The organism is Micromonospora sp. NPDC048905, from assembly GCF_040649655.1.
Taxonomy (GTDB): Bacteria; Actinomycetota; Actinomycetes; order Mycobacteriales; family Micromonosporaceae; genus Micromonospora.
Map to the genome: position 1 here is coordinate 52246 of NZ_JBEZFV010000011.1, position 23705 is coordinate 75950.

General features: G+C 70.8%; 23 protein-coding genes. 10 read left to right on the plus strand and 13 right to left on the minus strand.

Annotation, left to right across the window (positions count from 1 at the left end; translation table 11 throughout):
* Positions 1 to 4 precede the first annotated feature (4 nt).
* Complete coding sequence (locus AB0C01_RS25585; RefSeq protein WP_357572320.1) at positions 5 to 1564, minus strand: acetolactate synthase large subunit; 1560 nt, start codon at positions 1562 to 1564, stop codon at positions 5 to 7.
* 109 nt (positions 1565 to 1673) lie between these two features.
* Between AB0C01_RS25585 and AB0C01_RS25590 the strand changes: the two genes are divergently transcribed.
* Positions 1674 to 2201, plus strand: a complete 528-nt coding sequence (locus tag AB0C01_RS25590; protein WP_357572321.1) for a hypothetical protein — start codon at positions 1674 to 1676, stop codon at positions 2199 to 2201.
* A gap of 13 nt (positions 2202 to 2214) precedes the next feature.
* On the opposite strand, the gene AB0C01_RS25595 is transcribed toward AB0C01_RS25590, so the two are convergent.
* From AB0C01_RS25595 to AB0C01_RS25605, 3 genes are read right to left on the minus strand one after another with little or no spacing between them, the layout of a single operon-like run.
* Positions 2215 to 2559, minus strand: coding sequence for a cupin domain-containing protein (locus tag AB0C01_RS25595; RefSeq protein ID WP_357253156.1), 345 nt, complete (start codon positions 2557 to 2559; stop codon positions 2215 to 2217).
* A 59-nt stretch (positions 2560 to 2618) separates the two neighbouring features.
* The gene (locus AB0C01_RS25600) at positions 2619 to 3377 is read right to left on the minus strand and encodes a protein phosphatase 2C domain-containing protein (RefSeq protein ID WP_357253441.1); all 759 of its coding nucleotides are present in this window, start codon (positions 3375 to 3377) and stop codon (positions 2619 to 2621) included.
* Positions 3378 to 3379: 2 nt separating this feature from the next.
* A complete protein-coding gene (locus tag AB0C01_RS25605) occupies positions 3380 to 4192 on the minus strand; it encodes a GntR family transcriptional regulator (RefSeq protein ID WP_357572322.1) in 813 nt (270 codons plus the stop codon).
* 212 nt (positions 4193 to 4404) lie between these two features.
* Here AB0C01_RS25605 and AB0C01_RS25610 point away from each other — a divergent pair, with 212 nt between their 5' ends.
* Together AB0C01_RS25610 and AB0C01_RS25615 are read left to right on the plus strand one after the other, a co-directional pair.
* Entirely contained in the window at positions 4405 to 4626 is a 222-nt protein-coding gene (locus AB0C01_RS25610) for a hypothetical protein (protein WP_357253153.1), read from the plus strand.
* Between the two features lie 219 nt (positions 4627 to 4845).
* On the plus strand, positions 4846 to 7902 hold the full coding sequence (locus tag AB0C01_RS25615; protein WP_357572323.1) for a S8 family serine peptidase: 3057 nt from the start codon (positions 4846 to 4848) through the stop codon (positions 7900 to 7902).
* A 69-nt stretch (positions 7903 to 7971) separates the two neighbouring features.
* Here the strand turns inward: AB0C01_RS25615 and AB0C01_RS25620 are convergent, their stop codons facing one another.
* From AB0C01_RS25620 to AB0C01_RS25630, 3 genes are all read right to left on the minus strand, one after another.
* A complete protein-coding gene (locus tag AB0C01_RS25620; RefSeq protein ID WP_357572324.1) occupies positions 7972 to 8745 on the minus strand; it encodes an SDR family NAD(P)-dependent oxidoreductase in 774 nt (257 codons plus the stop codon).
* Between the two features lie 168 nt (positions 8746 to 8913).
* A complete protein-coding gene (locus AB0C01_RS25625) occupies positions 8914 to 9450 on the minus strand; it encodes a DUF4240 domain-containing protein (RefSeq protein ID WP_357572325.1) in 537 nt (178 codons plus the stop codon).
* A 19-nt stretch (positions 9451 to 9469) separates the two neighbouring features.
* Positions 9470 to 9805, minus strand: a complete 336-nt coding sequence (locus AB0C01_RS25630) for a HEAT repeat domain-containing protein (protein WP_357253142.1) — start codon at positions 9803 to 9805, stop codon at positions 9470 to 9472.
* A 160-nt stretch (positions 9806 to 9965) separates the two neighbouring features.
* Between AB0C01_RS25630 and AB0C01_RS25635 the strand changes: the two genes are divergently transcribed.
* Together AB0C01_RS25635 and AB0C01_RS25640 are read left to right on the plus strand one after the other, a co-directional pair.
* The gene (locus AB0C01_RS25635) at positions 9966 to 11321 is read left to right on the plus strand and encodes a serine hydrolase domain-containing protein (protein WP_357572326.1); all 1356 of its coding nucleotides are present in this window, start codon (positions 9966 to 9968) and stop codon (positions 11319 to 11321) included.
* Between the two features lie 46 nt (positions 11322 to 11367).
* Positions 11368 to 11982: a hypothetical protein gene (locus tag AB0C01_RS25640; RefSeq protein WP_357572327.1), complete on the plus strand. Its 615-nt coding sequence runs from the start codon at positions 11368 to 11370 to the stop codon at positions 11980 to 11982.
* 75 nt (positions 11983 to 12057) lie between these two features.
* Here the strand turns inward: AB0C01_RS25640 and AB0C01_RS25645 are convergent, their stop codons facing one another.
* A complete protein-coding gene (locus AB0C01_RS25645; protein ID WP_357572328.1) occupies positions 12058 to 12465 on the minus strand; it encodes a pyridoxamine 5'-phosphate oxidase family protein in 408 nt (135 codons plus the stop codon).
* Between the two features lie 107 nt (positions 12466 to 12572).
* Positions 12573 to 13505, minus strand: coding sequence for a LysR family transcriptional regulator (locus tag AB0C01_RS25650; RefSeq protein WP_357572329.1), 933 nt, complete (start codon positions 13503 to 13505; stop codon positions 12573 to 12575).
* A gap of 123 nt (positions 13506 to 13628) precedes the next feature.
* Between AB0C01_RS25650 and AB0C01_RS25655 the strand changes: the two genes are divergently transcribed.
* Positions 13629 to 14891, plus strand: coding sequence for an MFS transporter (locus tag AB0C01_RS25655; RefSeq protein WP_357572330.1), 1263 nt, complete (start codon positions 13629 to 13631; stop codon positions 14889 to 14891).
* Positions 14892 to 14898: 7 nt separating this feature from the next.
* Complete coding sequence (locus AB0C01_RS25660; protein ID WP_357572331.1) at positions 14899 to 15639, plus strand: hypothetical protein; 741 nt, start codon at positions 14899 to 14901, stop codon at positions 15637 to 15639.
* 23 nt (positions 15640 to 15662) lie between these two features.
* Here AB0C01_RS25660 and AB0C01_RS25665 read toward each other — a convergent pair whose 3' ends face one another.
* Positions 15663 to 16565: a hypothetical protein gene (locus AB0C01_RS25665; RefSeq protein ID WP_357572332.1), complete on the minus strand. Its 903-nt coding sequence runs from the start codon at positions 16563 to 16565 to the stop codon at positions 15663 to 15665.
* Positions 16562 to 16960, minus strand: a complete 399-nt coding sequence (locus AB0C01_RS25670; protein WP_357253120.1) for a hypothetical protein — start codon at positions 16958 to 16960, stop codon at positions 16562 to 16564. Before AB0C01_RS25670 ends, AB0C01_RS25665 begins: the two co-directional genes overlap by 4 nt.
* Positions 16961 to 17034: 74 nt before the next feature.
* On the opposite strand from AB0C01_RS25670, the gene AB0C01_RS25675 reads away from it, so the two are divergent.
* Positions 17035 to 19833: a CHAT domain-containing protein gene (locus tag AB0C01_RS25675; protein WP_357572333.1), complete on the plus strand. Its 2799-nt coding sequence runs from the start codon at positions 17035 to 17037 to the stop codon at positions 19831 to 19833.
* 16 nt (positions 19834 to 19849) lie between these two features.
* Here the strand turns inward: AB0C01_RS25675 and AB0C01_RS25680 are convergent, their stop codons facing one another.
* Entirely contained in the window at positions 19850 to 20959 is a 1110-nt protein-coding gene (locus AB0C01_RS25680; protein WP_357253116.1) for a tetratricopeptide repeat-containing protein, read from the minus strand.
* Between the two features lie 162 nt (positions 20960 to 21121).
* Between AB0C01_RS25680 and AB0C01_RS25685 the strand changes: the two genes are divergently transcribed.
* Both AB0C01_RS25685 and AB0C01_RS25690 read left to right on the plus strand, forming a co-directional pair.
* Positions 21122 to 21703 (plus strand): GNAT family protein, encoded by a 582-nt coding sequence (locus AB0C01_RS25685; RefSeq protein ID WP_357253113.1) that lies wholly within the window; start codon positions 21122 to 21124, stop codon positions 21701 to 21703.
* Positions 21704 to 21738: 35 nt separating this feature from the next.
* On the plus strand, positions 21739 to 22551 hold the full coding sequence (locus AB0C01_RS25690) for a hypothetical protein (protein WP_357572334.1): 813 nt from the start codon (positions 21739 to 21741) through the stop codon (positions 22549 to 22551).
* Between the two features lie 20 nt (positions 22552 to 22571).
* Here AB0C01_RS25690 and AB0C01_RS25695 read toward each other — a convergent pair whose 3' ends face one another.
* A complete protein-coding gene (locus tag AB0C01_RS25695) occupies positions 22572 to 23597 on the minus strand; it encodes a hypothetical protein (protein WP_357572335.1) in 1026 nt (341 codons plus the stop codon).
* Positions 23598 to 23705 lie beyond the last annotated feature (108 nt).

Sequence of the window (23705 nt, forward strand, 5' to 3'; positions counted from 1 at the left end):
CCGGCTAGGCGGCGGGCGGGATGGTGGCGTCGATGAGGTGTGGGCCGGTCCGGGCCAGCGCCTGGGAGAACTGCTCCGCGAGTTGCTCTGCGGTGGTGGCGCGGGTCGCGGGCATGCCGAACGCGTTCGCCAGCCCGACGAAGTCGATCTGAGGGTTGGTCAGGTCGAACATCGGATTGGCGCCGGGCTCGGCGCGGCCCGGGCGGTTGCTGAAGTATCCCCACTCCTGGCGCAGGATCGCGTACGCGTGGTTGTTGAGGATCACGTTGGTGATGTTCAACTGCTCGCGTACCTGGGTCCAGAGCGCCGTGGCGGTGTACATGACGCAGCCGTCGGCCACCAGTGCCACCACCGGCCGGTCGGGTGCGGCGACGGCGGCGCCGACGGCCAGGGGCAGGCCGTCGCCCATGGCGCCACCGGTCTGCATGAGCACGTCGTGTCGGGGAGCGCCGGCGGTGGCGGCGGCGAGGGCGATGCCGGAGCTGACGGATTCGTCGATGATGATGGCCCGCTCGGGTAGCAGCGCCGCGATGACGTCGACCCAGTTCTGCAGGGTGAGTGCGCCGGTGGGCAGTGCCGGTCGGTGCGGGTCGGTGACCGGGGCGGCGGTGTCCGGTGCCACCAGGTCGGCGAGTCGGACCAGCGCGTCGACGGCGTCCTGACCGACCTCGGCCAGGACGTGCGTCTGGGCGCCTTCGGGCACGAGGAGGCTCGGCTGGTCGGGGTAGGCGAAGAACGAGACCGGCGCCTTGGTGCCCGCGACGATGACGTGCCGCACGCCGTGCAGTTGGTCGAGCACCTGGTCGGGATAGAAGCCGAGCCGGGGAAACGCGGGTAGGCCCGCTCCTCGTTCGACCCGGTTGGAGTAGAGCTCCGAGAAGACACGTGCACCGGTCGCCGCGGCGATCCGGCCGGCGGCCAGCAGGCCCGCCTCCCGCAGTGCCGCTCCGCCGATCACCAGCGCGGTCGGTTCGCCGCTCCGAAGAGCCGCCGCGACCTGGGTGATCACCTCATGGTCGATGGTCGGTGCCGGCCGGGGCGGCACGGGCGTACCGGCCGCGCCTCCGTCGGACCAGGACACGTCCGCCGGCATGATCACGGTGGCGATCTGCCCGGGGGGCTCCAGGACGGCGGCGAGGGCTGCGGCGGCGTCCGGGCCGGCGCCGGCCGCGTCCTCGGGGCGGCGGACGGGGCCGCGCAGCCATCCCGCCAGCGCGGCGATGTCGGAGTTCAACGGTGGGTCGAAGGCGGTGTGGAACGTCGCGTGGTCTCCGACGATGTTGACCACCGGCGAGTTGGCGCGTCGACTGTTGTGCAGGTTCGTCAGGCCGTACGCGAGCCCCGGCCCGAGGTGCAGCAGTGTCGCGGCGGGCTTGCCCGCGATCCGGGCGTAACCGTCGGCCGCGCCGCTGACCACGCCCTCGAAGAGAGCGAGTACGCCGCGCATCTCGGGCACCGACTCCAGCGCGCCGACCAGGTGCAGTTCGGTGGTGCCCGGGTTCGTGAAGAGCACCTCGACCCCGCCGTCGACAAGCGTCCGCAGTAGTGCTTCTGCGCCGTTCACACACGTCACCCCGTCGCCGCCCGGATCAACAGTGATTCGATACTAAACTCGCATTTCGGACTATTGCTGCTAGGTTCCAGGAAGTAGCCCGGTAGGTGAAGGGGGTCTGATGGAACAGGGATGGGCCGAACGTCGCTACCAGGCCCGGTGCCTGGACATCGCCGTCGATCGCTCCTACCAGGACTTCCGGCGGCAGTACGAGCAGGCCGTCCCGCCCTACGACGCGGCGGCGTTCAACGCACTGGTGGCCCGCGGCGCGCCCTGGGACGACGTGGTCGCCCTCATGCGCGAGCGGGCGCCACACGACTTCCTCATCTACTGGAGCAGCGGCGACCTGCGACCGATGATGAATCTCGCGGGCGACCCCAGGCACTGCGTCGAATACCTGATGGGCAACCACACCACCGCTGAGCGCATGTTCCGCCACGACCCGGCGGTCATGCTGTACGCGCCGCTGCGCACGTTGATCAGCGACAGACCCGACGGCGGAGCGCGGTTCGTCATCGAGCAACCCAGCCGCGCGTTCGGCTCCCTGGGGGTGGACGCGATCCACGAGGTGGGCCGGGAACTCGACCGTGAGGTCGCCGCCCTCCTGACGCACCTCACGGTGCCCGTACCGGCGGGCCTGTCCGACTAGCGCCTCGGCTCGCCTAGTCGGCTGGCCGGTCCGGAGCGCGCGAGCCGTACGCCGGGCCGAACACCACGAGCAGCGCCAGGTCCTCGGTCACCTCCTCGAACCGGTGCTCCTCGCCAGCCGGCACGAAGATCACCGAACCCGGGTGCACCTCGGCCGCGCCGTCCGGGGTCACGATCCGCGCCCGACCCGCCGTGACCACGTAGATCTCATCCTCGGTGTGCGGGCTCTGGTCGTCGCGGCCGCCCGCCGGGATGCAGTACGTCCCCACCGACAGGTCCGGCACTCGCAGCTGTTCGACCCAGTCGTTGGCGGCCCCGGCGGGCGCGGTCCACCGGCCCGCGCCATCGATGATCAGCATGGCGAAAGCCTAGTACGGCAAGGGGAGTAGGCGGGGCCGCGGAATTCGAGGACCCGGGTTCAATGGATCGACTCGACGAACCGATGACGGATCGATCCGGGCGCCGATGTCACGTCAACGACGATGACGGTGACGTTGTCGTGCCCACCCTGATCGATCGCCGAGGCCACGAGTTGATCGGCGACGTCCCCCGAGCTGCCATCGGAGTCGAGCGCAGCCCTTATCTGCTCGTGTGGCACGTACGAACTCAGTCCGTCAGAGCACAGCAGGACCCGGTCGCCGGGATGGAGCCGGAGTGGCGTCAGGTCGGCCGACCGGCCGTCGTTGCGGCCGTCGAGGAAGCGGGTCAACTTCTCGGGGAGGTTGGGCACCTTTCGAGCGCCGGCGACGAGATGATCGTAGGTGTGGTCCTCACTGATCTGGAGCAAGGGATTGTCGTGGGAACCATGGCGTCGGATCAGGTAGGCGCGGGAGTCCCCGACGTTCGCCACGACCGCCTGACTGCCGGATCGCAGTAAAGCGACAAACGTGGTCCCCATCCCCGCCAGCTTCGGGTCCTCGCGGACTTTCCGGCGTAACGCCTCGCTCGCTTCGTTGACGGCCCGTCCCAGGACATCAGCAAGATCCTCCGGATCTACCGGGCGGTCGTACGGCTGCACGGCAGCGATGGCTGTGCTGCTGGCGATGTCACCGGCGACGTGGCCGCCGAGACCGTCGGCCACGACATAGAGCCATTGCCCTTGGCTGTAGGAGTCCTCATTCCGTTTGCGGATGAGGCCCTGGTGCGTGCGGCTGGCGGCTTCGACCGTGAGGGCCATGGTCATGACCCATTTCTCGGTTCGGCGTCGGGCCACGGCTCCTTGGCGTTCGAGTCGCGGTGCAGGACGTGGACCGTTTCGACTCGGTCGCTCGCCACGACGTACTCGGTCACCTCGACCGGCTTCTTGTCGCCTCCCGAGGTGCCGACTCGCACGATCTCCAGTACGGGCAGGTTGGTGGGGATCTCCAAGAGGGCTGCTTCGTCTTTGCTGGGCATCCGGGCGCGGTGAATCTCCATCCAACTGATGGGCCAGTGGCCGGCGGCCTCGATGTGGTGCAGCCACTCGCCCGCCGCCGGGTTCGCGTCCAGGTCGGCGACGATGTCGGCGACACGTGGATGAATCCACGAGATGTTGATCTGAAATGGGGCTTCCGACACTGGTCCGGTAACCCGAAACCGGCGAAGCACTTCGGTGCCGGGCTGCACGCCAAGAAGCTTGGCGATGCGGGGATCGTCCAGTGGGGCCGGCGCATTGATGGCCTTGCCGTGGCGAACCCATACCTCCTGGCTGCTAGCCGAAGGGAATGAGTATCCGGTTGCTTGCTCGTTGCGCTTGACCAGATCGCCGCGGGGTCGACGTGGACGCATGGTGCCGTATCGAACGGCGATGCCCCGCCCCTGCACAGCCCACACGTAGCCCTCCGTCTCCAGCAGGGCGATGGCCCGCCCGACGGTGTCGCGGTTGGCGTCGTATGCGGCAGCGAGTTCGTTGAGGGTCGGAAGCCGCGCGCCCGGTTCCCACTCTCCGGCTTCGATCCGCTCGCGGATCATGGCCGCGATGTTCAGGTAGCGCGAGTGCACCGGCACGCCCACACCCTTCCCGGTTGTCCCGTGACAATCCTTGACTCTGAGCCAGATTGTCCCCAGACTATCTTGTATCGATTGTCCCAAGACAATCTGGCGTCCGGAGGCGCGAGGGTGGGTCAGCCGTCGAAGCCGGGCGCACCGGCATGTTCAGGAGGCGGGCGTACATGACTGGAAATCGTCGCGAGCCAGGCTAGCTGCGACCCGCGAGCAAGCCGCCGATGCCTGAGATCCCGACGGTTGTCGTGGCGGAAGTGCCGCAGGTCTTCGTTCTCATCAGGGACGAGGAGGTTGTCGGCTACCTTTTCGACCTCCCGTCCGGGGCAGTCGCCATCCTCGACGGTGCGCGGGAGATCTTCCGATCGGACTGCCTGGAGGACTTCACCAGGTCCTTCGGCCTCCGGCTGGATCTGGACATCGCGAAGGTCAGACAGGACCGCTGACCGTGCGCCTCGAGGGCTTGCCGGGGTCCGCCCTGCTCAGGCCGCATCGGGGAAACTTGATCTAGGCACGGCCGACCGAACGTGATCTTATACGCACCGGCGATCCGTAACACCGCGCAAACCATCGATTAACCATCGGCGGCTTAGGTGGGGGAGCGCTCCCATGAGCGGATCGTGATCGTGGAACAGCTCCACAAGGGAGCCATCGAAAGGAGCCTCGTGGCTACAGGCACGAGCGGAAACAGGCTGCGACGACTAGCGATACCGACGCTTGTCGTCGCCCTGATCACTGGCACCACCGGGGTTGCGGGATCGGCGTCGGCGGCGCCCGGAGGGGCATCGGGCAGCGGCACCGGCTACTTCACCACCGGGCAGGACAAGAAGGTCACCCTGACCGACGGGGCCGATCGTCGACCCGGCGGCCGGAACGCGGCCAGCCAACGGGCCGCCGTGGACGCAACCGGTTCGGGCATGTACGTCGTCGAACTGGCCGAGGACCCGCTGACCGCGTACGCCGGCGGTGTGTCCGGGCTGGCGCGGACCCGTCCGGAGGTGGGCGCCCGGCTGGACGTGACCTCGGCACCCTCGCGGGCCTACCGCGGGCACCTCGACGCGCAGCGTAAGGCCGTCGCTGCCGCCGCCGGGGTCACCGTCAAGGCGGCGTACACCGCCGCCTTCAACGGGTTCTCCGCGAAGCTGACCGCCGAGCAGGTGACCGCCCTGCGGGCGGACAAGCGCGTGCGTGCGGTGACCGCCGCGCAGGCACTCGGCACCAGGACGCCGCCGCCCACCGCGCCGTCGCCGACCGCCCCGGCACCCACCGCTCCGACCACGCCGGAGCAGCCCCCGGCGGGAGGTCCCGCCGGCAAGCCGGTCAAGCCCGGCCCCGGCACGGGCGCGGGCATGGTCATCGGCGTCCTGGACACCGGCATCTGGCCGGAGAGCGCGTCGTTCGCCAAGAAGGTGCCGGCCCCCTCGACCTGGCACGGCACCTGCCAGACCGGTGTCGCCTTCGTGGCCGAGCACTGCAACGGCAAGATCGTCGGCGCCCGGTACTTCGCCGACACGTGGCTCGCGGGCGGCGGCTCGGTGCCCGAGGGCGAGGTGCTGTCTCCCCGCGACATGAACGGGCACGGCACGCACACCGCGTCCACGGCGGCCGGTCTGCCGATCCCGAACGTCACCATCGACGGTCGGCGCTTCGGTCCCGTCTCCGGGGTGGCGCCGGACGCCCAGATCGCCGTCTACAAGGTGCTCTGGAACGGCATGGGCTTCGACGCCGACATCATCGCCGGCATCGACGCCGCCGTCGCCGACGGCGTGCAGGTGATCAACTTCTCCATCGGCAGCGAACTCGGCGACTGGGAGGCCAACACCCCCATCGGCATCGCGTTCCTCAACGCCACGCTGGCTGGAGTCTTCGTGGCGGCCTCGGCCGGCAACACCGGCATCGTGAGCGGGGCGATCAGCAACGCGGCACCGTGGGTGACCACGGTCGGCGCGGCGGTGACCAAGCTCGACGAGGCGACCGTCAAGCTCGGCGACGGCACGAAGCTCGTCGGCGGCTCGCTGGACGCGCTGCCCGGCGGCGACACGCCGATGGTCTTCGGCGACCAGGCCGGATCGCCGGATCTGGGCGCGGTCTACTGCGAACCGGGCAGCCTCGACCCGGACAAGATCAAGGGCAAGGTGGTCGCCTGCGCGCTGTCCAACATGTTCGGCTCGGCCGCCGAGATCAAGGCCAAGGGCGGCGCCGCGATGGTCGTGTTCGAGCCGACCGGCAACTACCGGATCAACTCGATCTTCAACTTCCCGGTCGTCTACCTGCCGACCGAGAAGCAGGCCGGCACGCTGTTCAACTACCTGATGCGCCACCCGACCGACGCGCGGGTGTCCCTGCGCAGCGGCGGTGACGGCTCCAGCGTCCCCGGCGTGCCCAGCGTCGCGGACTTCTCCTCCACCGGCCCGAGCAGTGTGGCCGTCGGTATCGCGAAGCCGGACCTGGTCGCGCCGGGTTCGGACATCATCGCCGCGGTCTCCCCGGCGGGCAACTTCGGGCGGGCGTACGACGCGTACTCGGGCACCTCGATGGCCTCGCCGTACGTGGCCGGCGCGGCCGCGGTGCTGCGTGCCGCGCACCCGACCTGGTCGCCGGGCGCGGTCGCCTCGGCGCTGCGCACCACCGCCACCGACACGGTCGGCACCAGCAGTCCCCTCGACCAGGGCAGCGGTTTCATCAACCTGGCCGGGGCCGCCGACCCCGGACTGGTCATCGCGCCCACCGCGGCGGATCTGGTCACCTTCAGCGAGACGGCCGCGCCGGACGGCAAGGAACTCAACCTGCCGGCCATCTCGCTGCGCGAGTACGACGGGACCCGTCCGGTGACACTCACCCGCACCCTGACCAACGTGGGCAAGGCGCGGGAGACCTACCGCTCGTCGGTGTCCGGGCTGGACGGCATGAAGGTCACCGTGACGCCGGCGTCGGTGACGCTGGCACCCGGCACGTCCGCGACCGTGACCATCACGCTGCGTCGGGGCAGCGCGCCCTGGGACCGGTACGTGACCGGGTCGATCGGCTGGCGCGGCAAGGCCCACAGCGCCCGGATCCCGGTCACCGCCCGTCCGTGGGGAATCATGCCCCGGCCGTACGCCGACGACGGGGAGGAATTCGGTCGGATGACCAGCGGCTCGTTCGGCGCGATCCAGCCCGGCTTCACCGGATCCCTGTCCGGTCGCAGCACCGGCTACACGCCGATGCGGCGCGCGTCGTACTCGATGCCGGCCGGGGTCTCCGGCGGCGTGTTCGACCCGGGCGCCACCGGAGTGAAGAAGTTCGACTTCACCGTGCCGGCGAACACCGCCGGCATCATGGCCGAGGTCAACACCGACGATCCGAACACGAACCTGGACCTCTACCTGTACAAGGGCGACAAGCTGGTCTACAGCAGTGACAGGTACTGGACCAGTCTGGAGCAGGTGTACAAGTTCCTGCCCGAGCCGGGGCGCTACACCGCGTACGTGTTCGCCCAGTACCCCGGCGGCCCGGTCGTCGACTTCCAGTTCAGCCACGCCATCATCGGCCGGAACGCGACGTACGCGGGTGCCACGCTGACGCTCCCCTCCTCGGTGGAGCGCGGCTCGACGCAAGGGTTCACGCTGAAGCCGAACAAGCCGCTGCCCGAGGGCGACTTCTGGTCGTACACGGAGTACAGCACCAGCGGCGCGGTCATCCCCGGAAATCTCGTCTACACGCAGCAGAGTTCCTGGGAATAGCCGGTAGTAGAGGGTGGGGCGGTGCCGACGTGCGCCGTCCCACCGTCGCTCCGCCACCGTCCGCTGCGGCTATCTGTCGTACCTGCCACCGTCCATCCGGAGGGTGGCGCCGGTCAGATAGCCGGAGACCGGGCTGGCGAGGTACGCGACGAGATCGGCGTACTCGCGAGGAGTGCCGATGCGACCGACGTCGGTACCAGCGCGAATCGGGGCAGCGTTGCGCTCGACCTCCTCCCACGTCTCACCCCACCCGTTCTCGCGGCCGAGTTCCATGAGGTACTCGCGGGTGGCGGGGACCAGGATGGCGCCGGCCGCGATGGCGTTGGAGGTCACCCCCGTGTGCTTGAGGTCACGTGACAACGACCGGGCGAGGTTGAGCCGGGCGGCGTTGCTGGCCGCATAGTGCGGCTGCCCCGCCGACGGCGTCTCACCGGTTGCGCTGCCGATCTGGATGACACGGCCCCATCCCTTGGCCCGCATCGCGGGGACCAGGTGTCGGATGAGGCGGACCGAGCTGAGCACGTTGAGGTTGTACATGTCGGCCCACGCGTCCGCGTCCAGGTCGGACCACCCTGATTCGGGGTCGTATCTGCCGGCGTTGTTGACCAGGATGTCCACCTCCCCGGCCTGGGTAGCCACGGCCTCGGCGCCGACATCAGTGGTGAGGTCTCCGATCACGGCCTGACCGCCCACCTTCTGCGCGGTCTGCTCGGTGCGGGTCTGGTCTCGGCCGTGAACGACCACGGCAACGCCTTCGGCGGCCAGGGCCGCCGCGATCTCCGCACCGAGACCGCTGCTCGCGCCCGTCACAAGGGCGCGCCTGCCAGCAAGTTGCAAGTCCATGATCTTCCCCCGTTACGTCCGGGACGGCCGGGCCAGTGCCCGACGCCGTATCGGACTCTGACTCGCAGATAATGGACCCGCAAGTCCAGAATCGGGTCGACGATTCACGCAACCGAGGGTCCCGTCGGTCTGCACCCCTCGGCCGAGCCTGGTCGAACGGTGGGGCGATCAGCGAAGCTCGGGAACGCCGAGCTCGGGGTGGTCCCGCCGGAACGCGGCCAGTCTGGGAAACCGTCGGCGGACGGCAGCCCAATCGTTGAGGTCCGTGCGCTCACCCAGCAGATCCTCGGGTCCGTCCGGGTCGTAGCCGGGCGGCCAGGTGCCGCTGACGACGATATGCGCCTCCGTGGTGAACTCGTCGAACCACTGCGCCCGGGCGTTGCCCGCATCCGCGGCAAGGTCCGTGAGGCTGTCCGGATCCCGAGCGATCCGCTCCGCCACCGCGCGACCGTAGGAGATTATCCAGTCCTGGATGTGGCACAGGTCTTCCTCCTCGACCGGGCCGAGCAGCAGGCAGGCCGCGTCGGTCACCGGCCAGGAGTACAGGCGGGACCGTGTCTGTTCCCAGAGCCGGACGAACTCGACGACCTCGGTCGCGTCGAGCGTGCGGAGGCGGCGGAAGAGAACGCGTGAGGCGAGTTCGGTGTTGTCTCCGCTCTCCCGTCGGGACTCCTCGACAAGCGCCCAGAAAGCGTCCTCGTCCACGAACGGACCGTAGCGCGGGTCAGGGGAGTAAGCCAGTGGTGCGGGCCTGGTACAGCTCGCGACGTGCTTGTTTGGTGTCGAGCCGTTCGAGGCCTCTGGCAGCCCAGTCCCGCAGCGATTCGTCGTCGCCGTGGAGTTGGTCGACGAGTACCGGCAGGGCTTGCTCGGCGCGGGCGTCGCCGATCAGTTCGAGTAGCCAGCAGCGCAGGCCATGGTCAGTCTCGCGGTCGAACTCGACGATCAGCTCGTCGAGGTGCTGCGCGACGTGGGGCCGCAGCTGGTGGAACCCGTCTTCCTGGGTCTGCGCGTCATTGCTGCGCATCAACCGCATGGCTTGCTGGAACTGGTTCACCACGTCGTCTCCAGTGCGGTGTCTCAATTAGGCGCGGTCACGGTTCCTGAGGACAACCGAAGATCGTGCGACGGCACGATACCGGCCTGCTCGGCCGATCCTGGAATGGACGCCGTGGCCGGGTCTCTTGAACCACCCTGGTATCTGGTCAAGAATCGGCGCGGTGGACGACGGGGATTTTTCGCAGGACTGGGTCCAGTTACTGAGCCACCTTGACCGGCAGGTGTCCTCCGGTCAGCTCTCGGCGGACACGGCCTCGTTGCCCGACCTGATGAGCAGCTACCAGGTCCCGGGGGTCAGCATCGCCGTCGGGCACCTGAGCGGGCAGGTGTGGGCGGCGGGGTACGGCGTCACGGGTGGCGAGACGTCGACGCCGGTGACCGAGCGCACGATCTTCGCGGCCTGTTCGATCAGCAAGCACGTCGCCGCGTTCGGCGCACTGCGACTGGTCCAGGACGGCGTGCTGGATCTGGACACCGACGTCCGCGACTACCTCACCTCGTGGCGACTGCTCGACCGCGCGGGCCGGCAACCAGCGGTCACCGTACGGCAGCTGCTGGCCCACACCGCAGGCCTGTCCGACACCTGGTATCGCGGCTACGCCGGGGATCGCGCCCCGTCGCTGGTGCAGGTCCTGGAGGGCAGCGGCCCGACGACCACCGCACCGGTACGGTCGACCCTGCTGCCGGGCAGCCGCTTCCGTTACTCGGGCAGCCACTACTGCGTACTTCAGCAGGTGCTGATGGACGCGACCGGTACGCCGTTCGAGGATCTGATGCGGACACTGGTGCTGGACCCGGTGGCCATGGCCGGCAGCAGCTTCGACCAGCGGTTTCCACACCAGCGACCGCATCTGGTGGCGCGGGGCCACCACATCGGCGGCACCGGGATCCCCGGCGGGTGGCGAACACAACCGGAGTTGGCGGCGGCCGGGCTGTGGAGCACCCCGACCGACCTGCTCCGGCTCGACCTGGAGATCGCCCGGGCGGCCTCGGGGAATTCGACGCTGCTCGACCGCGACCTGGCCACCCAGATGTGGGCACCGCAGATTCCGGGCGGCTCCTACGGTCTCGGCACCGAGATCGGCGACCGCGCCGGGTGTCGGCGGTTCGGGCACACCGGGTTGAACGTCGGATACACCTGCTTCTCCTACGTGTGGCCCGACAGCGGGACCGCAGTCGCGGCGATGACCAACTCGGAGGACGGCTGGGAGCTGCTGGCCAGCATCCGCGCCGCCGCCGACCGTCGGTACGCCAGCAGTCTCGCCACCGCACCCCTCGACGACGTCGCGGGCCACTACGTCCTGCGTGACGACTATCCGATCGACGTCGCGGTCACCGACGGTCAGCTGATCCTCTCCGCTCCCGGCCAGCAACGGGTGACGCTGGTGGCCGCCCCGGACGGTCGCCACCTCCACCCAGGACTCGACCTGGAGATCCGCTTCCTGCCGTCCGACGGCCAGCCACACATCCTGGAACTGCGGCAGGAAGGAGTTACCCAGACCGCGAAACGGTCGTGAGGGCGACGGACACCAAAAGGATCTTGGTTGTACTAGTCTTCCCGCCATGGCTTTGAGTCCAGACCAGTTCTATGACCACGCGATGTCCGTCGCGGACAGCGAGCGGCGGCTTCCGCTGGCGGCGGGAATGACGGGTTGGGACATCAGCCCCTTCGACCAGGACGGGTTGCGTGTCGCGCCACTGCGCCCGCCGGTGCTGCCCGAGCCCGCCCGACACGGTGAGGACCCGGCGGAGTGCCGCAACTGCGAGGAGCGGGACGAGGGGATCTGGTTCAACGAGCACTGGCGGCTGGCCCGGGTCACCGGAGTGGGCGTGCCGTTGGCGTTGATGCTGTATCCGCGCGACCACTACGACATGGCCGACCTCCCCGACGATCTCGCCGCGGAACTGGGACTGCTGAGCACGCGAATCGTCCGCCACGTGCAGGCCCTGCCGCACATCTCGCGAGCCCACGTCTACCGCGTCGGTGACGGTGCCGCCCACCTGCACGTCTGGTTCTTCGCGCGGCCCGAGGGCCAGGGGCAGCTCTTCGGATCCTGGTTGGTCATCTGGGACGACCTCCTGCCGGAGTATCCCGCCGACCTCGCCGAGGCCGACGCCGCGATCGTGGCCGACGCCCTGGTCGCCTCGCACGGTGGCCGCCGAACGGCCGCCCCCTGACCGCCCGCCGGACCGGCTGATCCGACCGGAGATGCACCGGCAGCGGGTAGGGACTTGACCGCTAAACCGAGATGGCTATTGCGCCACGCCGGCGAGCAGCCACCGCCGGACGGGGATCTCCAGCAGGACTCGCTCGCCCTCCGGGCTGACCTGTGCGCTGACATCCCAGCCGCCGTACTTGCTGGCGAACACGGTGACGACGGCGCTCGGTAACGCGCCGCGGTGCACCCGGGCGGCACCCTCCGCCACGACGGGAGCGTCGCCGCCCTCCAGGGCCAGGGAAACCCGCGGGTCGGCCAGAATGTTGCGAACCTTGACGCTGCGGCTGTCGCAGCCGATCCACCAGGTCTCGGCGGCGTAGACGAACCAGACCGGCGTCAGGTGCGGGGAGCCGTCGCGCCGCAACGTACACAGCCAGACGTTCCTCTCCTGCGCCAGACGAAGCTCGACGTCCCTCGATGGTGTGGTGCGGAGTTCGGTCACCTGGCAAGTCGATCACACCGCCGCGATCGGCTACCCGATCGCGGTGATGTCCGCGCGCAGCTGCCTGCGGGTTCAACGCCTGGACGACGACATCGGCACCGGCGCCCTCAGGTGGCCGGTGCCCAGGAGGGGCGCCAGGTCGCGGCGGGGAGCGGAGTCAGGCCCGCGACGTGGTCGATGACCGCCCGCAGGCCCGGGTGCGGGTTCGCCCGGGGCAGGAGGAGCGACAGCGGGTACGCGAGCGTCGGACGCACGATCGGGATGCGGCGCAGGTCGTGGTTCGCCGGCCAGAGGTACCGGTCGCGCGAGCCGACGAGGGTTGCCACGTCGGCGGAGTCCGCGAGGATGTCGAGGAGGACCTCGTCGCCGAAGTGCGGGCCGGCCGCGTCGATGCGGAGGTCGAAGTCGGTCGCGAGCTGGTCGTAGAAGTCCGCCCATTCGCTGCGCGGCGCGATGCCCGGCACCCAGATCCGATGACCGCGTAGCTGTGCCGGTGTCAGTGAGCGTGCGCCGGCGAGCGGGTGCCGCGGGCCGACGAGGAGTTCCGTCGGGGAGTCGAACGCGCGGATCATCCGCACGTCGCGCGGCAGGGCGGCCGGGTCGGTGACCGAGCGGAACGAGGCGTCGATATCGCCCGCCTGGACGGCGGCGGCCGCCGCACGGGGGTCGTTGACCCGCAGGGTCACCACGTCGAGGGTGATTTCCGGATGCGACCGCCAGTAGTCGTGCAGGACGACGGCCTGCGCGGTTCGCAGTCCGAGGACGTCGATCCGCAGGGCCCGCGAGCCGGGCCTGATCGCGGCGACGGCACGGTCGACACCGGCGACGACGTCCCGGGCGTGCGCGAGAAACGCCTGGCCGTCGAGCGTCAGCTCGACCCCTCGGGCGGTACGGGTGAACAACCGCACGTCGAGTTCACGTTCGAGGGCCGCGATCCGCTTCGACACGGCCTGTTGCGTCACGCCCAGCTCGTCGGCCGCCTGTTGCAGCTGCCCGAGGTCCGCCGCCCGGACGAACGATCGCACCGCCTCGGTATCCACCGACCCATTATGCGCACGCACAACCGCTGGTTGTGGCTCGCCCGAACATCGGTTGTTTGATTCCGCGCCGGCCCGTGGGGTGGGATGCCCCGATCCGAACACCGCCTGTCAGGAGGGAGTCACATGCGCGTCCGGTTGGGGCCCGACTTCGGGTGGCTGTGGTCGGCGTACGGTGTCAGCGCCTACGGCACGTGGCTCGCCTTCGGCGCGTTTCCGCTGCTCGCGGTGCAAGTGCTGGACTCGTCGGCGTTCGCCGTGGCACTCCTGGAGGCGGCGGGGCTCGCCGTCGCGGCGATCCTCGCCCTCTCGCTCGGACCGTGGGTCGAGCACCGGGCCAAGCGTCCGGTCATGATCGCGATGGACCTGGTCCGGTTCGCGGCGATGGTCAGTGTCCCGGTCGCGTACGTCCTCGGCGTCCTGTCGTACGGTCAACTGCTGGTTGTCTCGGTTGTTTCCGGGACGGCGAGCATCGCGTTCGCCGCCGCCTCCGGCGCGTACCTGAGGTATCTGGTCCGTGGTGAGCACCTGCTGGTGGCGAACGGGCGGTTCGAGGGCACGACCTGGTCGGCGACCGCAATGGGTCCGCCCGTCGGTGGCGCGCTCGTCGGGTTGCTCGGCCCGGTCGTCACGATCCTGGCCGACGCGCTCAGCTACCTGCTGTCCGCGCTCGCGGTCCTGCGTATTCGGGGCGGCGACGTCGCGACTCCCCGCGACCGGGTCACCCGGCTGCGCCCAGCCGACCTGCTGCACGGCTGGCGAGTCATCCTCGGCGACCGCGTCCTGCGGGGTCTGTTTCTCAACTCGGTGCTGGTCGGCGGCCTCATCATGGCCACCGCCCCGCTCCTGGCCGTTCTCCTGCTGGGCGAGTACGACGTCCCGGCCTGGCAGTACGGTCTCGCCTTCGGCATCCCGGCGCTCGGCGGGTTCGTGGGTGCCCGCCTGTCCGCGCGCCTCGTGCACCGCCACGGCCGGCACCGCGTCCTGATGGTCACCGGTTGGCTGCGATCGGTGTTCCCTATCGGTCTCGCGTTCGTCCAGCCCGGCATCCCCGGGGTGGTCACCGTGATCGTCGTCGAGGGTCTGCTGATCACCTGCATGGGCATCTTCAATCCGATCTACGCGACCGAACGCCTGCAACGGACTCCGGTGGCGCACACCGCCCGGGTCCTCAGCACCTGGAGTGCCAGCAGCAGACTCCTCCAGGCCGTCCTGATGGTGATCTGGGGTGTGCTCGCCACCCGCACCAGCGCGCTCGCCGCGATCACCGTCTCCGGCGTACTCCTGCTCGCCACCCCGCTCCTGCTGCCCAGGCGGAAGGACTGGTCGGCGCCGGAGCCGGTCCGGCCGGCCGACGACGTCCGGGTCGGCGGGCGCGTCGATGGATGATGGGTGGATGGAGGGACGGGCGTACCTGGAGAAGTACATTGTCGATCGACTGCCGGCCGGTGCTGGTCAGCCGCCGCACGGGCTGACGGTGGACCGTTCGGAGATCCGTGGCGTGGCGGTGGGACTGGTGGCGGCCGGTGCCCTGGCTCAGGAGGACATGGAACGCATCCTCGCCGACCTGGATCGGGAGTTGGAGCGACGTGGCCGGTTGGCCCGTCTCGAGACGCGCATGTCGACCGAGAAGCGCATGTCGACCGAGGGTCGCCTGACGCCCGATCACTGGGCGCCGCTGTCGGTCGAGACCCGGCAACAGTTGGCGTTACAGCACGGTCGTGACCGCGCGCGGTGGCAGGAGCCGGCTGTCGACCCTGCCCGGTTGCGGGAGGTGATCTCGCTGGCCGGTCGCACGCTGACGCTTCACGCGGTGCCCGCCACGCTGATCAGCCTGGAACGCTGGTCGACGATGGTCCTGGTGAGGCTGGCGTACGCCGGCACCGACGCCCGCGACCCGGGTTCGCTGGACGGCATGCACGACCGGTTGCGGCGGTGGCGCGGGTGGGACGACGCGGGAACGCAGTACCGGGCGGGCGGCGGCAGCGGCGAACAGCGCGGGGGACTGTCCATGGAGACGGTGGTCTTCGAACCCGGCCCGCCGGACGAGGCGCGCACGCTGACGCTGGCGTACGACCGGGACGGTGGGTCGGAACGCTGCACAGTTGCCCTCGGCGGCCCGACGACGCCAGCCTGATCGGAAGCACCGTCGGCTCAGGATCATCGGTCCTTGCGGAGCAGCACTGTCACCGCCTGGCCGTCGGCCGTGCCGAACATGCCGTCGGTGGGGTGGCCCAGCGCGGCGGCGAGGGCGCGGACGTGCAGATCGACCACCGCCTCCACCAGGTCGGCCAGCACGGACACCGTGCCGCGGCCCTGTCGCCAACCCGCCACGCACAGGCCGAGGCCGATGACCGCCGCAGGCCACCACAGCAGGCCGAGCGCCAGATACAGCAGCCCCCAGCCCACCCGCCGGGCGGCGGCGGTGAAGTCGGCCTGCGCGAGGGCGAGCGGGTCCCGGCTCTCCTCGGGCAGCAGCAACCACAGTCGGGGCCAGGCCGCGGCCAGGTCCAGGCCGTAGCAGTCCCGCACCCGTACCGCCGTGGCGATCATGCGGTCACCGATCCAGGTTGGCCGGTCCGGCTTGGTCAACGCGATCCGGTCGCAGGCGCGGGCGAGCGCCTGGGTGTCCGGCAGCGGTCCGGTCGCGCCGTCGGCGGACCGCAACCGGCGTGCCTTGTCCCGCAGGGCGTTCTCGTAGCGGTCCACGGCGGCGTGCCACCGGCGGCGCCGCCGACGTGTCACCGCCTCGCCGGCCCGGCCCCAGCCCTGCGTCCACAGGGCCACGACCAGGCGTTCCAGGCTCTGAGCGGCCGTCGCGGCGACGACGCTGGCCAGCACGACACCGAGGACGATCAGCAGCGCGGAGCCGGTGCCCGGGGCCGGTGACCCGAGGGCGAGCCGGTCCACCTCCCGCGCCAGCAGGCGCAGGTCCCACCAGTGGGCGTGGCCGAGTCGCACCGCCACGGCGGCCAGCGCCACGAACACCACACCGGGCAACGCCAGCCCGGCGAGCCACCGCTCCGCCAGTTTCCCGCCGAGCGAGGCGATGACCGCGTTCACCGGTCCATCCGGAACGTCGGCAGCGAGCAGTCCCACACGGCGCAGTGCGGCGGGCCGGCGTCCGGCCGGGGGATCTCCACCCGGTCGCACAGGTCACCGGGGCACACCTGGACGATCTCCGGGCGGCGGCCGTGGATGCCGGCCAGTGGCAGGTAGGGGTGGCCCCGGGCGGTCGTGTCACCACCGACCAGCCCGCTACGGCGCATCAACTCGGTCACCTCGGCGAGCACCGCGTCCACGCCCTGGTCGGACAGCGGCCGGTCCCGCAGCCGCGCCAGGGCCCGGGCCGGTTCCGGCCCGAGCAGGTCGCCCACCTGCGCGATGTCCGCGCAGACCCGGGCCAGCCGGGCCGCCCGGTCGTCGTCGAGTCGCCTGTCCGGCGCCGATTGACTCATCGGCTGATTATCTCCTGTCGATGTGGACGCGCGGCTGGCAGGCTGGGGAGCGACCGCGACGGGGAGGTGTGCCGGTGAGCCGCTACGCAGGGGACGCCGTCGACCACTGGCGTCGGGCCGCGGCCGGGCAGCCGCGTGGGGACCGGCGGTGGGCCGAGGCCCAGGTGGAGTTGGGGGCCGCGCTGCTCGACAGGCACCACGCGGACCAGGCGCGGGAGGACCTGATCGAGGCCACCGTCGTGCTGGAGGCCGCGATCCGCACGATGGCCGACTCCTTTCTGGCCGAGGAGTTGGGTACGGCGCACGGTGTCCGCGCGCTGGCCACGTACACCGATGTGCTGCTGGCCAGAGCCCGGATCGACAGTGATCCGCAGCTACTGGACATCGCCGAGCAGTATCTGCAGTTCGCCGAGGACGCCTCGGCCGACCTCGGCAACAGCGCGTTGCTGATGCTCAAGACCTGCCAGGTCCATCGAGCCCGGCACACCTTCGACGGCTCGGTCGACACGCTCTACCGGCTCACGGCCATCGCCAAGCTGGCCGAGTCGTGGATCAGCGAGGAGCACCGGCCCGTGTTGCGCGGCATCCACGCGGAGGCGCTGTTGCGCGCCCACCAGCTCACCGGGGTGGAGGACTACGTCGACGAGGCGATGGAGCTGGTGTCCTCGGTGGACACGACCGGCCCCAACCAGGACCAGATCGTCATGCTGCGAGCCCGGTGCCTGCTGGTCAGGGCGGCCGGGACCACCCACACCGCCGATGCCGAGCGGGCCGTCGCGGTGCTGCGGGGGCACACCCCGCAGAGCAACGGCCCGCGCTTCCTGGCCGGGCAGACGTTGCTCACCCTGGTCGACCGCACCGGCCGCGCCGAGTTGCTCGGCCCGGCGTGGGAGGAGTTCACCGCCGCGCTGAACACCGTCGGAGACGGGCATCCGGAACATCGGATGGCGCTCGCCAGTCTCGCCAGCGTCGGCATGAAGACCCACCAACTGACCGGCGACATCTCCGCCCTGGAGTCGGCGATCGGCCTGCTGCGCCGGGCGCTCGCACTCTCCGTCCGCGGCGAGGCCAACCACGCCCTGTACCTGGACCAGTTGGGCTACAGCCTCCGGCTGCTCTACGACGCCACCGGGGAGCCCGCCTACCTGGAGGAAGCGCTCGTCCTGCTGCGCAGGGCGCTCGACGCCCTGCCCGCGCGCGATCCGCAGCGTGTCAAAACCGGGTTGTCCATCGCCCAGGCGTTGCGGGCAACCTATCTGCGTACCGGTGAGCCCGCCCTGCTCACCGAGGCCGCCGAGCGGGCGCGCGCCGCCGGCCGCATCGACTCCGGCGCCGTGCCGGTCCGGATCCAGGCCTTCGACAAGGCGGCCTACACGCTGACCACGCTGGGCCGGTGGGACGAGGCGACGGAGGCCTTCGACGAGGCCATCACGTTGCTGCCCCGGCTGGCCTCCCGGGGGCGTACCCGCCACGACCAGTACGCCGACCTCGGCTCGACGGCCGGGTTGGCAGCGACGGCCGCCTCCTGCGCGATCGGCGCCGGGCAGCCGGAGCGCGCCCTGGAGCTGCTCGAACGTGGCCGGGGCCTGCTGCTGCACCAGCGGTTGACGGCGGACGGCGAGTGGGCGGCGCTCCAACGCGCCGACCCGCGTCTGGCGGTCGACTTCCAGCGGATGCGCCAGGACTTCGAAGCGCCCGCCCCCGAAGCGCCCCGACGCACCACCTTCGGCCGGGACCGGGAAACCGAGTGGAACGTGCTGCTGGCGACGATCCGGGAGCTGCCCGGCCTGGGTGACTTCCTGCGCCCGCCCAGCGCGCGGCAGCTGCTCGACCAGGTCGACGGGACCGTGATCGTGCCGATCGCGAGCGAGTTGCGCTGCGACGCGCTCATCCTGCGGCAGCACCGCGTGACGGTGCTGCCGCTGCCGGATCTGTCGCTGACCGACGCGATGACGCAGCTACGGCTGCTCCAGGAGGCCACCACCACGGCGTACGACCCGACGGCGGACGCGCGGAGCAGGCTGCGCGCCCAGTCGGTGCTCACCGGCGTACTGGAATGGTTGTGGCATGCCCTCGTCGGGCCGGTGCTGGACCGGATCGACGCGCCCGGGGCGGCCGGTGAGCTGCCCCGCGTCTGGTGGTGCCCGGTCGGCCCGCTGGCGTTCTTCCCCCTGCACGCCGCCCAGGCCGGTGCCGGCCGATCCGCCCTCGACCGGGTGGTCTCCTCCTACACCCCGACCGTGACCGCGCTCGCCCGCAAACGCACCGGGCCGCGACAGTCCCGGCCCGACGCCCGGTCCTGCGTCGTGGCGATGCGCGCCACCCCCGGCGGCCCGCAGGCGCTGCCCAGCGCCGAACGCGAGGCCGTGGCGGCGGCGGGGGCGCTGCCCGGAGCGTGGCTGGGGCTGGACGCGACGGCCACCCGGCAGCACGTCCTGGACCGGTTGGCCGGCTCGGCCTACGCGCACTTCGCGTGCCACGCGGTGGCCGACCCGCACGACCCGGCGCAGGGCCGACTGCTCGTCCACGACCACCAGGACAGCCCTCTCACCGTGGCCGACGTGTCCCAGCTCGACCTGGACGCGGAGTTCGCCTTCCTGTCGGCCTGCGCCACCGCCCAGGCCCCGCCGACCCTCGTCGACGAGGCGCTGCACATCACCGGCGCCTTCCAGCTCGCCGGATTCCGGCACGTCATCGGCACCCTGTGGGAGATCGACGACGCGGTCTCCCTCGCCCTGACCACCGCCTTCTACCAGCACGGCGACGCGACCGGGGCGGCGGCGTACGCGCTGCACGCGGCCGTGCGGGCGCTGCGGGACCGCTACCCGCTGGCACCGACGCTGTGGGCGGCGCACATCCACACCGGCGGCTGACCACCGCCCGTCGGCGTCAGCGGGTGCGCCGGACCAGCGCCCGGGCCTTCTCCGTGTGGGGATGGGTCGGGCCGTGTACGCGTTCGCACCCGGCCAGCGCGGCCCGTGCCTCCTGGCCCGCCCGCCGGTCACCCGCCTCGACCAGCAGCAGGGCGAAGAGCGTCCGCATCTCCAGGGTCGCGGGATGGTCGACGCCGCGGCCCCGTTCACTGTCCGGCACCGTGTCCGCCAGCAACCGGATCGCCTCGGCCCGCCGGCCCACTCCGTCCAACGCTCGGGCCAGGGAGTGCCGGGCGTGCAGGAGTACGCCGTCGGTGTTACTCAGGACTCGACCGGCGTCGTCCGCCAGTGACCGGGCCGCGTCGACCGCCTCGGCCGCCCGGCCGTTGTCGAGCAGGACGACCAGCAGGTTGCTGCGGGCCTGCAGCGTCACCGGGTTCGTGGACCCCACCGCCCGGCTCAGCCGCCGGGCCACGTCCCGCAGAGCCCGTTCGGCCTCTTGGCTGCGGCCCTGTAGGTGCTGGAGCCCGGCCAGCTTCATCTGGCAGGTCAGGGTGTCCGGGTCGTCTCGGCCCAGCGTCCGGGCCATGCCGTCGGCGACCCGCCGCAGCAGCGGCTCGGCCTCGTCCATCCGACCCAGCTCGATCAGCAGCCAGCCGAGGTTGTTGCCGCTGCGCAACGTCTCGACGTCGTCGTCGCCCAGCACCCGGCGCCGCGCCTCGTAGGCGTCCCGTTGCACGCGTTGCGCCTCGGCGTGGGAGCCGCGCTGCCAGAGCGCGAAGGCCAGGCTGTGCTTGCTGCGCAGGGTGTCCGGATGCTCCGGCCCGAGCGCCGAGCTGCGCAACGCCACGACCTCCTGATAGAGGGCTACGGCCTCGTCGATGTCGTTGTCGCGCATCAACTCCTGCGCGTAGAGGGTCCCCGCCTCCAACGTTCGCGCGTCGGTCGCGCCGTACTGCTCGTGGTAGGCGTGGTACTGCAACCCGAAGGCGGTCGGACCACCGAGGGTCGTGGTGCTTGAACGACCGCCCTGGGTGACGGTGATCTCGATGACCGGGCCGGACGGCTTCGACTCGCGCGGTGGCTCGTCGTCGCGTTTACGGCCGCGGTTGAACCATCTGCCCACCGCTCGCACCTCCCGCAGTGTCGACAACCACACGGCCCGTCATCGACAGCAGACTACGTGTCAATGTTCCGCCCCGTCATCCCTCGGCAGCTGGGAGCCGGACGCCCGGAATGGCGACGACGTATGGTGAGTTCTCGTTCACGCGGCCACGGGGGTAGGTCAATGACGAATCTCAGCCACAAGCCGACCCTGACCGGGCGTCTGGTCACGTTGCGGCCCGTGACCGCCGATGACGCCGAGGCGATGACCGCGATCATGATCGATCCCGAGGTGGCCCGGCTCACCGGCAGTGTCAGCAGCAGCGCGGAGCTGGGGGAGGCCCCGCCGCTGGAGGTCAGCCGCGACTGGTACGGCTCCCGAGGCGCCACCGACGACCGGCTGGACCTGGCCATCGTGGACAACGCGACAGGCGCCCTGGTCGGCGAGGTCGTCCTCAACTGTCACGACCCCGACGCCCGCAGCGTCAGCTTCCGTACCCTCATCGGGCCGGAGGGGCGCGATCGTGGCCTGGGCACCGAGGCGACCCGGCTGCTGCTCGGCTACGCCTTCGGCCAGCTCGAAATGCACCGGGTCGGGTTGGAGGTCTTCGACTTCAACCCCCGCGCCCGCCACGTGTACGAGAAAGTCGGCTTCGTCCACGAAGGCACCCGCCGCCACGCCCTGCGCTTTGACGACGATTGGATCGACGCCCACGACATGTCGATTCTCGAGCACGAGTGGGCCCTGCACCAGGGCCACCCCTGACGGGGATCGACGGCCGGGACGTCAGGAGTTCGAGAGTGCACGTCAGCATGGCGACGAGCCCCGGCAGGGCCAACCGGCGCAACGAGGACTTCGTCGGCGCGGTGCCGGGTGCTGTCGTCCTGTTGGACGGCGCGGGCATCCCGGGAGCGGAGTCGCTCTGCCGCCACGGGGTTGCCTGGTACACCCATCGCCTCGGCGGCGCGCTGCTCGGCCGGTTGTCGCCCGACGACGGCCGGGACCTCGCGACCGTCCTCGCCACCGCCATCGACGAGATCGCCGCCGCGCACCGGCACACCTGCGACATCGCGGATCCCAGCAGCCCGCAGGCGACAGTCGTGCTGGCCCGCGTCCATCGGGGTCGGCTCGACTACCTGCTCCTCGCGGATTCCTATCTCGTCCTCGACCAGGCCCACGGCGGCCCGCAGGTGATCACCGACGAGCGTGAGGTGATCGCCCGGCGCGACTGTTCCGTCCCGCTGAGCGGTGTAGCTCGGGACACGCCCGAGTACGACCGCATTCGCGCCTCCTGTGCCAGCGCGCTGCGTGCCCGCCGGAACCGGCCGGGCGGCTACTGGATCGCCAAGGACGACCCGCACGCGGCCCGGGAGGCGGTGACCGGCAGTCGGTCCCTTGCCGACCTGTTCGGCATCGCGCTGCTCAGCAACGGCGCCAGCCGCATCGTCGATCCGTACGGGCGGACCGACTGGCCCGGCGTGCTGGCCCTGCTCGCCGCCCACGGCCCGGCCGGCGTCATCCGGGCCGTCCGGGAGGCCGAAGCCGAAGCCGACCCCGACGGCCAGGTCCCGGACGACGCCACGGTGGCGTACTGGACGCACCTGCCGCGCTGAGGGCTCGCCCCGAGACCCGTTTACCGAGATACGGCCCGGGGAGCGCTCGTTCGACTCAGCGTGCACTCGGGTTTGGTCAGGCTGAGGTACGAGCCGGCGGCGACCAGCAGCCCCAGACCCCACAGCGTGTACGCCGGCAGCACGACGGCCAGGAACCACGCCGGCCCGTCCACGTTGTCGCCGGTGGCCCAGGCGGTCATGCCGGCGATACCGAAATAGGTGGTGAGGCCCGCGCCGACGAAGAGTCCGGGGCCGGCCACCAGCCAACGTGGGACCTTTCGGCCGGCGAGCGGCAGGACCCAGCCGGGCCAGATCCGGCCCCAGCGGTGTACCAACGCCAGCGGCAACAGTGTGCCCGCGAGGAGCATCAGGACGACGAAAGTGATCATGAAGGTCCAGGGGATCTCCGGTGCCTTGCTCGACAGGAAGCCGTGCACCCGCTCGGCGGTGAAGCGCGCCAGGCAGGCGGCGACCGTCAGGTATCCGGCGAACCACGCCCAGGATGGCGTCGGAGCGTCCCGCCCCTCGGGCCGGCGGCCGTGAACCCGACCGCAGCGGTGGCAGGCCCCGCGTGCCCGCCGCTGCTCGGCGTTGGCGGTGACGATGGTCAGGGCGCCGCCTAGGGCGCCACTGCCCTGTGCCAGCAGCGTCACCCAGTCCATCGCGTCCAGATCCATCCCGAACAGGCCGCCGAGGATCATCAGGAGGGTCAGCGGGACCATGAACGAGTACAGGACCATCGACACACCGGACACCCAGCCGAGTACGGCCAGCGTCCAACGGACGCTCGTGCTCCGGTCGCGTTCGACGCCCGAGCTGATCAGCAGGATCGCCGCCGCCGACAGCACCGCGGGCACCACCGGAAGCCACCCGCCGGGAAAGAAGGATTCGCCCGGCTCGGCGAATCGGGGCGCGCCCCGGAGCGCCCACCAGGCGTGCACGACCGCGTACGCGGTGACCCACAGCGCGGCGGCCGGTGGTACCCACAGCTGCCCGCGAGATCCGGGCGAGCGGGGCCGGAGGTGGGCGACCACGGGGACCGTCATGGACCGATGATCTCTGGCGATGGGTCGTCTCTCCTCCCCTGCGCAGGGGATCCCCTGCCCCGGCCGGGGGAGTGGCCGTGGGGTGAGCACGACCACGGCCGGGCCGAC

Bases quoted from the DNA above. Each gene is read 5' to 3' on its own strand.
- AB0C01_RS25670 (WP_357253120.1), bottom strand. From the start codon at position 16,960: ATGAGTCAATCGGCGCCGGACAGGCGACTCGACGACGACCGGGCGGCC.
- AB0C01_RS25695 (WP_357572335.1), bottom strand. From the start codon at position 23,597: ATGACGGTCCCCGTGGTCGCCCACCTCCGGCCCCGCTCGCCCGGATCT.
- AB0C01_RS25640 (WP_357572327.1), top strand. From the start codon at position 11,368: ATGGCTTTGAGTCCAGACCAGTTCTATGACCACGCGATGTCCGTCGCG.
- AB0C01_RS25595 (WP_357253156.1), bottom strand. From the start codon at position 2,559: ATGCTGATCATCGATGGCGCGGGCCGGTGGACCGCGCCCGCCGGGGCC.
- AB0C01_RS25610 (WP_357253153.1), top strand. From the start codon at position 4,405: ATGCCTGAGATCCCGACGGTTGTCGTGGCGGAAGTGCCGCAGGTCTTC.
- AB0C01_RS25660 (WP_357572331.1), top strand. From the start codon at position 14,899: ATGGAGGGACGGGCGTACCTGGAGAAGTACATTGTCGATCGACTGCCG.
- AB0C01_RS25685 (WP_357253113.1), top strand. From the start codon at position 21,122: ATGACGAATCTCAGCCACAAGCCGACCCTGACCGGGCGTCTGGTCACG.
- AB0C01_RS25655 (WP_357572330.1), top strand. From the start codon at position 13,629: ATGCGCGTCCGGTTGGGGCCCGACTTCGGGTGGCTGTGGTCGGCGTAC.
- AB0C01_RS25590 (WP_357572321.1), top strand. From the start codon at position 1,674: ATGGAACAGGGATGGGCCGAACGTCGCTACCAGGCCCGGTGCCTGGAC.
- AB0C01_RS25620 (WP_357572324.1), bottom strand. From the start codon at position 8,745: ATGGACTTGCAACTTGCTGGCAGGCGCGCCCTTGTGACGGGCGCGAGC.
- AB0C01_RS25600 (WP_357253441.1), bottom strand. From the start codon at position 3,377: ATGGCCCTCACGGTCGAAGCCGCCAGCCGCACGCACCAGGGCCTCATC.